The 13,396-nt window shown below is 62.9% G+C and carries 11 protein-coding genes; 8 read left to right on the top strand and 3 right to left on the bottom strand.

From position 1 onward, the window contains the following. Positions 1-123: 123 nt before the first annotated feature. Entirely contained in the window at positions 124-1,671 is a 1,548-nt protein-coding gene (locus ACN0SO_RS08840; RefSeq protein ID WP_417676676.1) for a diguanylate cyclase domain-containing protein, read from the top strand. 49 nt (positions 1,672-1,720) lie between these two features. Here the strand turns inward: ACN0SO_RS08840 and ACN0SO_RS08835 are convergent, their stop codons facing one another. Continuing rightward, positions 1,721-2,167 (bottom strand): MarR family winged helix-turn-helix transcriptional regulator, encoded by a 447-nt coding sequence (locus ACN0SO_RS08835; RefSeq protein WP_417676674.1) that lies wholly within the window; start codon positions 2,165-2,167, stop codon positions 1,721-1,723. A gap of 91 nt (positions 2,168-2,258) precedes the next feature. Between ACN0SO_RS08835 and ACN0SO_RS08830 the strand changes: the two genes are divergently transcribed. From ACN0SO_RS08830 to ACN0SO_RS08815, 4 genes are all read left to right on the top strand, one after another. Further along, positions 2,259-3,035 carry a VOC family protein gene (locus ACN0SO_RS08830; protein ID WP_417677470.1) on the top strand — a complete coding sequence of 259 codons (777 nt, stop codon included), beginning with the start codon at positions 2,259-2,261 and terminating at the stop codon, positions 3,033-3,035. Positions 3,036-3,201: 166 nt separating this feature from the next. Further along, entirely contained in the window at positions 3,202-3,933 is a 732-nt protein-coding gene (locus ACN0SO_RS08825) for a hypothetical protein (protein WP_417676672.1), read from the top strand. A gap of 123 nt (positions 3,934-4,056) precedes the next feature. Beyond that, positions 4,057-7,080 carry an excinuclease ABC subunit UvrB gene (uvrB, locus tag ACN0SO_RS08820; RefSeq protein ID WP_417677468.1) on the top strand — a complete coding sequence of 1,008 codons (3,024 nt, stop codon included), beginning with the start codon at positions 4,057-4,059 and terminating at the stop codon, positions 7,078-7,080. Positions 7,081-7,118: 38 nt separating this feature from the next. Beyond that, positions 7,119-7,367, top strand: coding sequence for a hypothetical protein (locus tag ACN0SO_RS08815; protein WP_417676670.1), 249 nt, complete (start codon positions 7,119-7,121; stop codon positions 7,365-7,367). 164 nt (positions 7,368-7,531) lie between these two features. Here the strand turns inward: ACN0SO_RS08815 and ACN0SO_RS08810 are convergent, their stop codons facing one another. Next, the gene (locus ACN0SO_RS08810; protein WP_417676668.1) at positions 7,532-7,822 is read right to left on the bottom strand and encodes a hypothetical protein; all 291 of its coding nucleotides are present in this window, start codon (positions 7,820-7,822) and stop codon (positions 7,532-7,534) included. 92 nt (positions 7,823-7,914) lie between these two features. Between ACN0SO_RS08810 and ACN0SO_RS08805 the strand changes: the two genes are divergently transcribed. Further along, the gene (locus tag ACN0SO_RS08805; protein WP_417676666.1) at positions 7,915-8,295 is read left to right on the top strand and encodes a hypothetical protein; all 381 of its coding nucleotides are present in this window, start codon (positions 7,915-7,917) and stop codon (positions 8,293-8,295) included. Between the two features lie 214 nt (positions 8,296-8,509). Beyond that, the gene (locus ACN0SO_RS08800) at positions 8,510-10,879 is read left to right on the top strand and encodes an FG-GAP-like repeat-containing protein (protein WP_417676664.1); all 2,370 of its coding nucleotides are present in this window, start codon (positions 8,510-8,512) and stop codon (positions 10,877-10,879) included. Between the two features lie 402 nt (positions 10,880-11,281). Here ACN0SO_RS08800 and clpS read toward each other — a convergent pair whose 3' ends face one another. Further along, the gene (gene clpS, locus ACN0SO_RS08795; protein WP_346894051.1) at positions 11,282-11,587 is read right to left on the bottom strand and encodes an ATP-dependent Clp protease adapter ClpS; all 306 of its coding nucleotides are present in this window, start codon (positions 11,585-11,587) and stop codon (positions 11,282-11,284) included. A gap of 353 nt (positions 11,588-11,940) precedes the next feature. Here clpS and ACN0SO_RS08790 point away from each other — a divergent pair, with 353 nt between their 5' ends. Then, complete coding sequence (locus tag ACN0SO_RS08790; RefSeq protein WP_417676662.1) at positions 11,941-13,332, top strand: hypothetical protein; 1,392 nt, start codon at positions 11,941-11,943, stop codon at positions 13,330-13,332. Positions 13,333-13,396: the final 64 nt, after the last annotated feature.

Below are 13,396 nucleotides of genomic sequence, written 5' to 3'. Positions count from 1 at the left end.
ATTGTTTCACTCCCATGCCGCACAATGCCGGCCAAGAGTTGGGCACGAGATCTGCTTTCAACGCCGCGGGGGCGGCGGCAAGGTGGCGTGCTCCGCAGGATTTCGCGAGGGGAGCGCCCGCAGATGTATCGTCAGACCCGGCTGACCAAACCGGAGGACATGGAACCGTTCGATCCGGGCGGAAAGTCTTCCCGTTTCCGGCTGCGCCATTTCGTCTATCTGGTTGTCTCAGTCTTGCTGGCCGGTGGCATCGTCGCCATGGCCTATCTATTGGCGACCACGACCCGGAGCGCCGACGACCTGGCGCTGGCCCATGAAAAGGCGCTGGTCAACGAAGCCCTGAAGCATCAGTTGGACCTGCTCGCCCGCGACCAGACTTTCCTCGCCGTGAACGACCGGACCGTGAAAGAGGTCGAGAGCGGGCGCATCGGCAAGTCCCTCGCGGACGCAATCGCCGCCCAGACCTGGCTCGACTTCGATCATGACTGGACGCTTGTGATCGGCCCGGACAACGACCTGATGATGGTCGCCGCCGAAGACGAGGTCGTGCCCGCGTCGGGCGGCCGTGAAGTTCTGCTGGCGGCCCGCGACCTGGTGACCCAGGCGCGCCAGGGCTATTTCTCCGTACGCCGGCCCGCCGCGAACGGTTTCCGCGTCCGCTATGTCGAAAAAGGCGTACTCGCCCCGATCTATGCTACGGACGTCCGGGAAATTGCGGGGAAGCCGGCGCTGGTCAGCGCGATGGCCATCGTTCCCGAAACCGATGCCCTGACCCTGCCCGACGGCCCTCCCGGCGTCCTGCTGTCGGTGCGGCTGATCGAAACCAGGCTGCTCGCCAATGTCAGCCAGACCTTCCTACTCGACGATTTCCGTTATTCCTCCAGCCCGGTATCCACGGCCGCCAATGTGCCGGTAACCGTCAACAACGATGCCCCGATCGGCTATTTCGAATGGATCAGCGCGGCGCCCGGCACGGCGATCCGCTACGCCATCGGCCCGATCGCGACCGCCATCATTCTCGCCTTCCTCCTCATCGGCTACGTCTCCGCCCGCAAGCTGGCGGAAAAGTCCAAGGCACTGGAAGACAGCGAGGCGCGCAACCGCTACCTCGCCCTGCACGACGCGCTGACCGGACTGGGCAACCGCACCTATTTCGGCGATCTGCTGGATGCGGCGATGGACAATTGCGAGACAACCCCCTGCGCGGTGCTCGCCATCGACCTCGACCGCTTCAAGCAGGTCAACGACACCTACGGCCACGAAGCCGGCGACATGGTGATCCGCAACGTCGCCCGCCGGCTGAAGGAAGCCATTTCCGGGTCGGGGATCGTGGCCCGTACCGGCGGCGACGAGTTCCTGGCGCTGATCACCAGAAATGTGGAGGAGAGCCATCTGCGCTGGCTGTGCGATACGATCATCGAGGAGGCCTCAAAGCCGATCCCCGTTGCCGGTGGGATGGCCCATATCGGCGTCAGCATCGGCTGGGCAATCGCCCCGAAAAACGGCGACACTGCCTCCCTGGTCCTGTGCCTCGCCGACCAGTCGCTCTACCACGCCAAGGAAACCGGCCGGAACATGGCGGTTTTCGTCGAAGACCTGGTTCGAGCGGACATCGCCGCCCGCGAGAAGGGCGCGGCAGAAGCCGGCAAGGGCAAGCGCAAGACGGCGTGATCCGGCTTCGCCTTTGGCGAGCCTGACTGGATTGGCGCCCGGTCCGCGCCTATCCGCTCAATTCGACCAGGCCTTTCCGCAACGTGTCGAGATCCGTGTCCAGTTCGGCCTCGATATCCGCGTGCAGCTTCGTCCAGACCGGCAGCGCCGATGCCAGGGCGGCCCTGCCTTCTGCCGTCAGAAGCAGGCGCCTGCCGCGCCGGTCCTGTGGATCCGGCTCCACGGACACCCATCCCCGTTTTTCCAGCGGCTTCAGCGCAGCCGTCAGCGTCGTCCGGTCCATGGCCAGCAACTGGGCGACCGGCCGCATGGACGGCGGCTCGGGCCGATTGAGGGACATCATCAGGGAGAATTGCTGGTTCGTGAACCCGAGCGGCCTCAGCGCGTCGTCGAAACGGCGGGCAAGCGTCCGCGCGGCCCGCTGCGCATGAAGGCACAGGCAGGTGTCGCGGACATGGATGGTACTGGAATAAGGAACGTCCGATTCGTTTGACATGGCCCATATATGTTGATATCAACCTTTTTAGTCAAGTTGGCAAATCCGGCCAGAAAACCTGGCAAGTTACCCAGAAGGGGAAAAAGGAATGATGCAGGGGAATTTCATCTGGCATGAGCTGACGACCAGCGATCCGGCCGCGGCCGCAAAATTCTACACCAAAGTGACTGGCTGGCAGGCGAAGGACTCCGGCGTCCCCGGCGTCGACTACATCCTGTTCCAGGTTCCCGGATTCGACATGGGCGTGGCCGGGATGGTCAAACTTATGCCCGAAAACTGCAACGGCAATACACCCCCGAGTTGGTCCGGCTATGTGGCTGTGGACGATGTGGACGCCAAGGCCCGGGAATTCGCGGACAACGGCGGTTCGGTTCTCACCGGGCCGGCCGACATTCCCGACATCGGCCGCTTCGCGGTGGTGGCGGATCTCCATGGCGCGGCGATCAGCCTGTTCAAACCGGTGATGCCCGAAGGCCCGATGCCGCCCATGCCGGAGCCGGGCACGCCGGGCACCTTCGGCTGGAACGAGCTTTATGCCGACGACGGCAAGGAAGCGTTCGCCTTCTATTCGAAACGGTTCGGCTGGCAGCCGGATAGGACCGTCGATATGGGGCAGATGGGCACTTACCAGACCTTCAAGCTCGGAGGTCCGGGGATCGGCGGCATCATGACCCGCATGGAACACATGCCCGCTCCCTTCTGGAATTATTACGTCAACGTGGAGGCCATCGATGCCGCCGCCGACCGGGTCAAGGGCGCAGGTGGACAGGTAGTCAACGGTCCGCACGAGGTGCCCGGCGGCAGCTGGATCGTCAATTGCCTCGACCCGCAGGGCGCCATGTTCTCCCTGGTCGCTCCGAAACGCTGATCCGCTCCCCTTCCCATCCGGGGTTCGGTCGGCAACGGCGGCGCTGCCGTCAGTGTAACGCCCTGAAGCCGGTCAGGCCCTGGTCCCGTCCGAAGAGGTTGCGCAGCCTTCCCGCCCCAACTATTGATTCCCTATATCAAAGCTCCGGCAGGCAGATCCATTTTCCATGCATTCCCTTAGAAATTTTCAGCACGTCGCATCACGCATCGCTTTCACCGTCGCCATATCCCTCGCCATCCCGACCATTGGCTCATCCGCGTCTCTTGCAGGCGGGCAGGAGGCTCTGCCCTGCAAGGAAACACGTGATGAAGCGCAGGATTTTTCACGGGAAGACCTGGAAAGCCGTTTGTCGGCTCTTCTGTCACGAGGCGAGAACGACGGCGTCAGCCATAACGCGACGTTCGAAGGCTGCGTCCTGGTTCAGCGCCTGAACTATGATGAACACCAGCAGAAGTTTCGCGGATACAATTACATTGAAAAGAAGAGCGATGTCCGGCTGCTGGAAACGGATCTGTGCAAGGTCCGAGCGGAAAATGCGGACAAGGAGCGATATACCAGGGGGCAGCAGATCTCCGTTATCTACCAGCCCCGGCCCGAGTACCTTCAAAGGCTGCTGATACTTGAAGCCAGGGACTATCAGATTGCGAACGAGGAAACGAAGGCCTTTCCGGAAGACATTACAGCGCGCCTGAACAGCATTGCCCGGCGCCAGAAAAACGAACTCCAGGACAAGATTTACCTGAACGCAGGAACGGGAACCTATTTCAACGACGGCATCTGGACGTTCTCTCCGGAAACCATCTCCATCCTGACCGTGCCGCTTGGACGCGAGGACGAATTGATGGACCTGATGGACGCCTACGGGCGCCTGCACTGCGGCGACAAACCAGTCGACTAGGGTGCGGCTCCAGGGGGCTCCTGCCATCCTCCTGACAGCCTTGTGTCAGGAGCCGTGACGGAGAGGGCGGCAAAGGGCCGCCTGCCCCTTTATTCCCGCGCGCGGGTGGACCATATTGCGGGGATGAGCAAGACGTCCCCTTCCCGTTCGAAAAAGACCGCCGCCGAAGACCCGAAAACAGACGGCTTCGGCGAAGCCCCCCAGGCCGCCTTCGAAGGCGCCCCCCTGAGCGGCAGCATTTCTGATTGGGCCAAGGAGATCGAGGAAGAAGCGGCGAAGCCGGCCGCCAAAGCTGGCAAGGAAAAAGACCCCGGCGCAGCCGGCAAGCGCGACCGCGCGCCGGCCGGTCAGGCCGCGCTCGCGCAGGACAGTGAGCAACGCGAACGCTCGTCCGTGAGCGCAAACCAAAGCTCCGTGAGCGCAAACAAAAAAGCCACCCAAAAATCCAAACCCACCAAATCCGCCCGCGGCACCTCCTCCCCGGCGCGCTCGGCGCGCGGAACAAGCATGGGCAGGGCCGACACCGCCCGCGAGCGCGCGGCTGGCGGCCTCAACCCGGTCGCCGGGCTCGACATCTCCCTGGAGGATGCGGAAAAGCTCGAAAAGCATCTCAAGGACAACAAGAAGAAGAAAAAGGACTCCAAGTTCGGCGAGCTGACCGGCAACCAGGGCGCGACGGCGACCGTCGAGGCCCTGTCGGCGCTGATCGAGAGCGGCAATCCGCTGCACAAGAACGGCGAGATCTGGACCCCGCACCGGCCGGAAAAACCGGCCAAGTCGGAAGGCGGGGTGCAGATCGTCCTGAAGTCCGCGTACGAGCCCGCCGGCGACCAGCCGACGGCGATCGCGGAACTGGTGGAGGGCATCCAGGCGGACGAGCAGACCCAGGTGCTGCTCGGCGTCACCGGCTCGGGCAAGACCTACACCATGGCCCAGGTGATCGAGCGCACCCAGCGCCCGGCCCTGATCCTGGCGCCGAACAAGACCCTGGCGGCCCAGCTCTACGGCGAGTTCAAGAGCTTCTTCCCGGACAACGCGGTGGAATATTTCGTCTCCTACTACGACTACTACCAGCCGGAGGCCTACGTCCCGCGCACGGACACCTATATCGAGAAGGAAAGCTCGATCAACGAGCAGATCGACCGCATGCGCCACTCGGCGACCCGGTCGCTGCTGGAGCGCGACGACGTCATCATCGTCGCCTCCGTGTCCTGCATCTACGGTATCGGCTCGGTGGAAACCTACACCGCCATGACCTTCGCGCTGGAGGTCGGCGAGCGCATCGACCAGCGCCAGCTGATCGCCGATCTGGTCGCCCTGCAGTACAAGCGCAACGACGCCGCCTTCCAGCGCGGCACGTTCCGGGTCCGGGGCGACACCATCGAGCTGTTCCCGGCCCACTACGAGGACCGGGCCTGGCGCGTCTCCCTGTTCGGCGACGAGGTGGAGTCGATCACCGAGTTCGACCCGCTGACCGGCAGGAAGTCCGGCGAGCTGAAGCAGGTCAAGGTCTACGCCAATTCCCACTATGTGACGCCGAAGCCGACGCTGAACCAGGCAATCAAGTCGATCAAGCAGGAGATGAAGGAGCGGCTGGAGGAGCTGAACGCTCACGGCCGCCTGCTGGAGGCCCAGCGGCTGGAACAGCGCACCCGCTTCGACCTGGAAATGCTGGAGGCCACCGGCTCCTGCGCCGGCATCGAGAACTATTCCCGCTACCTCACCGGCCGCGCGCCGGGCGAACCGCCCCCCACCCTGTTCGAATACCTGCCCGACAACGCGCTGGTCTTCGCCGATGAAAGCCACGTCACCATTCCCCAGATCGGCGGCATGTACCGGGGCGACTTCCGCCGCAAGGCGACGCTGGCCGAATACGGCTTCCGCCTGCCGTCGTGCATGGACAACCGTCCGCTGCGCTTCGAGGAATGGAACGCCATGCGGCCGCAGACCGTCTGCGTCTCCGCCACGCCGGGCTCCTGGGAGATGGACCAGTCCGGCGGCGTCTTCGCCGAACAGGTCATCCGTCCGACCGGCCTGGTCGACCCGCCGATCGACATCCGCCCCGCCTCGTCCCAGGTCGACGACCTGCTCGGCGAAGTTCGCGAGGTGGCGCAGAAGGGCTACCGCACGCTGGTGACCACGCTCACCAAGCGCATGGCCGAGGACCTGACCGAATACCTGCACGAGAACGGCGTGCGCGTGCGCTACATGCACTCCGACATCGACACGCTGGAGCGGATCGAGATCATCCGCGACCTGCGTCTCGGCGCCTTCGACGTTCTGGTCGGCATCAACCTGCTGCGCGAAGGCCTGGACATTCCCGAATGCGCGCTGGTCGCCATTCTCGACGCGGACAAGGAGGGCTTCCTGCGCTCCGAAACCTCGCTGATCCAGACCATCGGCCGCGCGGCGCGTAACGTCGACGGCAAGGTGATCCTCTACGCCGACAACATGACCGGCTCCATGGAGCGCGCCATCGCCGAGACCGGGCGCCGCCGGGAAAAGCAGCTCGCCTATAACGAAGAGCACGGCATCACCCCGGAATCGGTCAAGCGCAACATCGCCGACATTCTCGACAGCGTCTACGAGCAGGACCACGTCACCGTCGACTCCGGCTTCGCCGAGGACGCGGGCGCGCTGGTCGGCCACAATCTCAAGGCCCACATCGAGGACCTGGAACGGCAGATGCGCGAGGCGGCAAGCGACCTCGACTTCGAAACCGCCGCCCGCCTGCGCGACGAAATCAAGCGCCTGCAGGCCACCGAACTTGCGGTGGCCGACGATCCCCTCGCCCGCCAGGAAGCCGTCGACGACCGCAGCGGCGGCTACCGCGGCGACCGCAAATTCGGCGCCGGCGGCACGAAGGCGGGGGCATCCGGCAAGAAGCGGGAAACGGCGAAGGATCGGGCCAAGGCGGCATCGAAACCAGCCCTCCCCGCGCCGAGCGCCAAGGTGCGGAAGAATACACTTGATGAGATGACCGTGGGGCGGACGGAGGTGCCTCTGTCACGGGGACCGGTGCCCGCGAAGCCGGAAGACGACGTCAAACCCGTCGTGCGCGGCAAGATCGGTGCGGGGTCTTATGAGGATCCGGCGGACGAAAAGCGCCGGGGCCGGCCGAAGAAGAGCGGGCGACCGGGGCGGTGATTCCGGCTCTGCATAACGCATGATAGGGGGATGAAACCATGCGATTTTTCCGGGCGCTGTACCAGATGATCGCCGGCCGTCTTGTCAGCGAAGTTGAAGCGAAGGCAAATAACGGTTCGACGAACGTGACGCTCAGCCTGAAGCAGGAAACGGGCGACGGGAAATATTTCGTGGTTCTTGCCCTGAAGTCAGCCGGCAACTACCAGTATGCGCATTTTTCCAGGCCGCAATTCGACATGTTCGCCGCCAAGGTCGCCGCGATCCATGCGGATTTGTCGAACCGGTGACACTTCGACCGAACGCTGATCCCTGAGCCAAACTTCAATGCAACGGCATGCGAACATAGTTTGTCATTAGGAAATCGCCGCACCTGCGGTGCGAAAGATTTCTGGATTCCAGATCAGCGCGCAGCTTTGCTGCGCTTGTCTGGAATGACGCTTCGTAGGAGCCCTCACCCCGGCACCGCCGGCAGCACATAGAACAGCACCACCGCAAAGGCGAAAAACGCAATCGCCAGCCCATAGAGCCGGATCACCCGGCGGCGCAGCGGTTCGGCTTCCGGCCCGAAGCCGTTGCGGCGCAGGAGACGCAGCCAGAGTTTCCCGCCTTCGACCAGATCGAAGCCGAGCGCGCCTTCCGGCGACTGGTGGCGGAAGAACACCAGTGTCCGCGCCCAGGCCGCCACCAGCAACAGCAGGGCCAGCGCCATGAAGGTGATGAAAATCAGATAGGGACCGCTCATCGCTTCCGCCCTTGTTTCGCGTCCGGACATCGATTGGCCAATACGGCCATTGCCGCTAAGTTAGCCCTCCTTTGAGCCTGGGGGAAACAGCGATGCGCGCAATCGGGGCAATTCTGGGGGCGATTGCCGGGGCGGTGCTCGGCTATATCGGCGCCTTCGTGGTCGGTTACCCGATCATCGTCGCCATGGACGGTCCGGACCGGGACGGCGGCATCGCCATGGGCGTCGCCGTGACCCTCGGCCCGGCGATGGCGGTGATCACGGCGCTGGTGTTCCTGGTCCTGATCCTGCGGCTGACCCGGCCGAAGGGTCCACAGCCGGCGGCGGAGCCGAATCCGACGGAAGATCCGGACGAGACCCTGTTGCGCCCGCCGCCCGGGACAAACCCCGCCCCCGACACCCAGACCCTGATCGCAACCGTCGTCGTGGTGGCGCTTATTGTCGCGGGAATGATGTGGCTGAGCGGAGGTTGACCGGCAGAGCCCTCGCTCACTGTCTGCTCCATTGCTGATAAGCGATACAGTGCCGGAATCCGGCCGAGACAAGATCGCCCCGGCCTGCCCCTTTACACACGCTTAAGGAGAGATCCTGCAAAAACGCCACTGGACATCGAATTAGCAAATTCTTTAAGTTTCTTAACAAGAGTCGAACGCAAAAGAATCAGGCACGGATTCGCCGGACCCCTCGATGAGCAGCGTCTACACAAACGACCAGATCGCAGACCAGTTGGTCAACGGCTACTGGAATTCGAACGGCTACAGCTGGCGCTCCTTCGGTGTGTCGGCCGGGGCGACGCTGACCTATAACATCACCGGCCTGACCTCCGCCGGCCAGACGCTGGCCACAACGGCGCTGCAGGCCTGGTCCTACGTGACCGGCCTGAACTTCAGTTCAACCACCTCCAGTTCGGCGAACCTTTACTTCTACGACGATTACACCGGCGCCTACAGCCAGTCCTACGGCTACGGCAACACGATCACCCAGTCCATCGTCAACGTCTCGACCGCCTGGATCAGCACCTACGGCACCGGACTGAACAGCTATTCGTTCCAGACCTTCATCCACGAGATCGGCCACGCGCTCGGCCTCGGCCATGCCGGCAACTACAACGGCTCAGCCACCTACGGCGTCGACAACGACTACCTGAACGATTCCTGGCAGGGGTCGATCATGTCGTATTTCTCGCAGACCGAGAACACCTACGTCGACGCCAGCTTCGCCTGGGTGATCACCCCGATGATCGCCGATATCCTCGCAGCCCAGACTCTCTACGGCACGGCCTCCACCCTGCGCACCGGCGACACCACCTATGGCTACAGCTCCAACGCCGGCGGCTATTACAACCAGCTCTCCTACCTGTCTCCGGTGTCCTACACCATCATCGACAACGGCGGCACGGATACGCTCGACTTCAGCGGCTACGGCGGCAGCCAGGTGATCAATCTGGTTGCCGAGACCTATTCCAGCGTGCGCGGCCTGACCGGTAACCTGGCCATCGCCCGCGGCACGGTGATCGAAAACGCCATCGGCGGAGGCGGCTGGGACATCCTGATCGGCAACACCGCGAACAACGTGCTGACCGGCAACGGCGGCAACGACAACCTGCTCGGCGACTTCGGCAACGACACGCTCAACGGCGGCAGCGAGAGCGACACGCTCAACGGCGGTTACAATTACGCCTTCCTGGCGGTCGAAAATGTCGACCACCGCGCCGTCAACGGCTACCACGACCATGTCCTGGCCGGAGACTTCAACGGCGACGGCCGCGACGACCTGATCTTCACCTGGGACCACCGCGGCGAGAACCGCCTGTTCCTCGGCAAGGCCGACGGCGGCTTCACCGACGCCGGCAGCCCGCTTCCCGCTGCCGGGATCAACGGTTTTCCGGACCATACCCTCATCGGCGATTTCAACGGCGACGGACGCGACGACCTGATCTTCACCTGGGATTACCGCGGCGAAAACCGCCTGTTCCTGGGCACCGCCGGCGGCGGGTTCACCGATGCCGGTGTCCCCATCGACTCAAGGGGCATCAACGGCTATCCCGATCATACGCTGGTCGGCGACTTCAACGGCGACGGCCGTGACGACCTGATCTTCACCTGGGATCACTACGGCGCAAATAATCTGTACCTCGGCACAGCCGGCGGCGGTTTCACCAGGGTCGTCGGCCCGATCGACCCAAGGGCGATCAACGGCAGCCCTGATCACACTCTTGTCGGCGACTTCAACGGCGACGGCCGCGACGACCTGATGTTCACCTGGGATCACTACGGTGAGAACAAGCTGTTCCTCGGCACAGCCGGCGGCGGTTTCTCCAGCGCAGGCAGCCCGATCGGAGCCACCGCGATCAACGGCTATCCGGACAAGACCCTCACCGGAGACTTCAACGGCGACGGACGCGCCGACCTGCTCTTCGGTTGGGCTCACACCGGCGACACCCGCCTGTTCTTCGGCAATGCAGGCGGCGGCTTCGACTATTCGAGTTCCTACGCCGGTCCGAGCGGCCTCACCGACACCCCGGACCGCGTCCTGATCGGCGACTATGACGGCAACGGCACGGACGACCTGATCCTGACCTGGACCGGCTCCGGCGAGGTCAAGTTCTACACCTGCATCAACAATTCCTTCGTGGAAATCCCGAACTACATGGACCCCGCCTGGTTCCTTTCGTCGGAAAATGTGGTGACCGGCGATTTCAACGGCGACAGCGCCACGGATGTCTTCTCCGCGGAGTCCGCAGCGGGCACCAACTACCTTCTGCTCTCGTCAAGCTCCGACGGCAACGACACCATGAGCGGCGGCTCTGGCCATGACGCCTTCTTTTTCCGGGGCAGGAATTTCGGCCTGGACCACATCACGGACTTCACAGCGGGTGCGGGCACCGACGACAGGATCGTCTTTTCCAAAGCCGTCTTCCATGACTACAGCGATGTGCTCGCCGCAGCCTCCACATCCGGCTCCGACACGGTCATCACGGTAAGTTCGGTCGCCAGCGTCACCCTCGACGGCGTCGCCCTCGCCAGCCTGCACGCGGACGATTTCCAGTTCGTTTGAGGGGAGCAAGGGGGCTCCGCCCCGCCATCCCTATCGGTGTCATCCCGGACGTAGCGCAGCGGAGATCCGGGACCGGCGAGCCACGGTCTTTGTCGGGAAAACTCAATTGAAATCGTCAGACTTCTGACGCTCCGGCCTTCCTCTAGGGCTCCGGGCGTTCGTCGTTCAAAAAGCAAAATCGTTTGCGCCTGTTGCGCTCCGCTATGGCTCCGCGCGTTCGAAACTCAAAAAGCCAAATCGTTGGCTTTTTGTCGGCTGCTCCAGCCCTCCGCTAGGGCTCCGCGCGTTCGGCATTCCAATCGACAAATCGTTGTCGCCCGTTGCGCTCCGCTATGGCTCCGCGCGTTCGGCATTCCAATCGACAAATCGTTGTCGATTGGCCGGCCAAAGGCCGGACATGCCTCACTCCTCCGGTTCCACCGTGAACTGGAGGGGGAAGCCGCGTTTCTGGGCGGCGGCGACGGCGCGGTCGGCCTTGGTTTCGGCAACGTCCTTCGGATAGACGGAGACCACGCAGGCGCCTTTCTGGTGCGCCGTCAGCATGACGATTTCGGCCTGGGCGGAATCCAGCCGGAATTCGCCTTTCAGAACCGTCACGACGAATTCCCGTGGCGTGAAGTCGTCGTTCAGGAGCACAACGCGGTAAAGCTTCGGCCGCTCGGCCTTGAGCCGCGGCTTGATCCGCGGTTTCAGGTTCGTATCGCTCATCTGGAAACGTCCGTCAAAAAATCTGTCTTGACCGGGCCGTCATTATCGCACTGCAACGCCGCGAGGTCCACCTGCGTCGTCCAGGAAGCGAATCACTCTGCCGGCCGGTCATTCCGGAGGCGCATCTACCGCAGTTTCGCACAAGATCTCAAGCAGTAATCCACTGCCAGGATTTCCGCAGAGACTCTGGTGCAACAGCGGGATAAAATTTGGCCGCGAACCTTTCCCTGTTCCTGTTTTGGGGCTAAATCTGGCTGATCGTTGAAAGCGACCGGCAAGATCGGTTAAAAATGAGTTAATAAAGTGCGGAGTCGCGTCGGCAGCAAGCCGCTCGCGTAAGACAGGAGTCGGTTATGGGCATTTTTTCCAAGAGCTCGCGGTCTGGCGAAGACGCGCGGGAGCGGCCAGAGGACGCCGGTACCGCCGGTGCGACGCATATGGAAGCGGACGATACAGCATCGAACGTCGCGCAGATTTCCCCGTTTGCGCTGCGGATGCAGGAGAAAATGCATACGCTCGACGGCCTGAAGACCCGCATCGGCGGCCTCAGCAAGACCTTCGATCAGATGAATGCCCTGGCGATGGAATCCCAGAACAGCATTCACCTGCTGGCCGAATTCGTCGAAGCCTCCCGTCAGCACGTTGAAACCGAAGTCCGGCTGAAGTCGGAAAACGCCAAGCTGTCGACCGACCTTCTGGACGTACAGCACCAGGTCAAGTCGCTGTCCACCCAGCTGGAAGAAGCCCAGGCGGAAGTCCATTCCCTGCGCAAGCGGTCCACCGAGACCCGCACGGCCCTGGAAACCGCCCGCAACGACATCGTCACCATCCGCGACAACAACAAGCGGGTGAACGAGGAATACCGCCACCAGAGCGCCCAGCTCGTGGAAGCCAATTCCCAGATTGCCGAACTCACCGGCGAACTGAACGACCTCAAGGCGAAATACGACTCCCTGGAGGATCACGCCGAAAGCCTGAAGTCCGAACTGGATGCCATCACCCGGCGCGAGAAGGAACTGCAGCAGAACCTCTCCGAGAGCGCGACGCTTCTGGAAGAGGAGGTCAAGAAGAACAGCCGCGCCTCCAACGAGCTTGAGGCCGCCAAGCGCGAGATCATCGATCTGCGCAACGACAACATCGACCTGAAGTCGCACATGGATGTCGCCCGCCAGGAACTGGCCTATTCCAAGTCCCGGCTGGAGGAAGAACAGCGCAAGCACGACAACGAGGTCTACGCGCTGAACGCCGAGATCGAGAACCTGTCGTCCCAGCGCCGCATCGGCGCCCAGTCGCTGCAGGAAACGACTCGCGAAAACTCCTCCATCAAGGAGCGCAACCGCTCCCTGATGAAGCGCATGCAGGAAATCGAACTACTGCTGGACAGCGCGCAGAAGAACCACGAGAAGGACCGCAACGAGCTGATCTCGACCAGCGCCAAGCTGCGTGAGGTGAACCTGCGCTACAATTCGGCCCTGACCGATCTCAATCACGAGCGCAAGCAGAACCAGAAATACGCTGAAAATCTGGAAGATCTCGTGGAAGAGAACAAGAAACTGCAGAAGTACAAGATCCAGGTCGACTCCGCGAACGACCAGATCGCCCAGCTCAAGTCCGTCATTGCCAATTACCAGATGGCCATGGAAGGCAGGGGTCCGGCCGAGGAACTGGGCCTCACCGAAGATACCGCCGACGGCGGCAAGAAGAAGGACGGCGACGACGACGTCGTGGTCAAGCTGCGCGACTGACCCTGCCGGGCTCGATCGGCACCCGAAAAGCAAGGCCCGGAGCGTCCTGCTCCGGGCTTTTCCA

This window comes from Roseibium sp., assembly GCF_048260565.1.
GTDB lineage: Bacteria > Pseudomonadota > Alphaproteobacteria > Rhizobiales > Stappiaceae > Roseibium.
Note: the sequence above shows the minus strand (reverse complement) of the source record. Positions and strands in the feature narration are given on the sequence as shown.

Coding starts and splice junctions, on each gene's coding strand:
- ACN0SO_RS08840 (WP_417676676.1), top strand. CDS start 124: ATGTATCGTCAGACCCGGCTGACCAAACCGGAGGACATGGAACCGTTC.
- ACN0SO_RS08835 (WP_417676674.1), bottom strand. CDS start 2,167: ATGTCAAACGAATCGGACGTTCCTTATTCCAGTACCATCCATGTCCGC.
- ACN0SO_RS08830 (WP_417677470.1), top strand. CDS start 2,259: ATGCAGGGGAATTTCATCTGGCATGAGCTGACGACCAGCGATCCGGCC.
- ACN0SO_RS08825 (WP_417676672.1), top strand. CDS start 3,202: ATGCATTCCCTTAGAAATTTTCAGCACGTCGCATCACGCATCGCTTTC.
- uvrB (WP_417677468.1), top strand. CDS start 4,057: ATGAGCAAGACGTCCCCTTCCCGTTCGAAAAAGACCGCCGCCGAAGAC.
- ACN0SO_RS08815 (WP_417676670.1), top strand. CDS start 7,119: ATGCGATTTTTCCGGGCGCTGTACCAGATGATCGCCGGCCGTCTTGTC.
- ACN0SO_RS08810 (WP_417676668.1), bottom strand. CDS start 7,822: ATGAGCGGTCCCTATCTGATTTTCATCACCTTCATGGCGCTGGCCCTG.
- ACN0SO_RS08805 (WP_417676666.1), top strand. CDS start 7,915: ATGCGCGCAATCGGGGCAATTCTGGGGGCGATTGCCGGGGCGGTGCTC.
- ACN0SO_RS08800 (WP_417676664.1), top strand. CDS start 8,510: ATGAGCAGCGTCTACACAAACGACCAGATCGCAGACCAGTTGGTCAAC.
- clpS (WP_346894051.1), bottom strand. CDS start 11,587: ATGAGCGATACGAACCTGAAACCGCGGATCAAGCCGCGGCTCAAGGCC.
- ACN0SO_RS08790 (WP_417676662.1), top strand. CDS start 11,941: ATGGGCATTTTTTCCAAGAGCTCGCGGTCTGGCGAAGACGCGCGGGAG.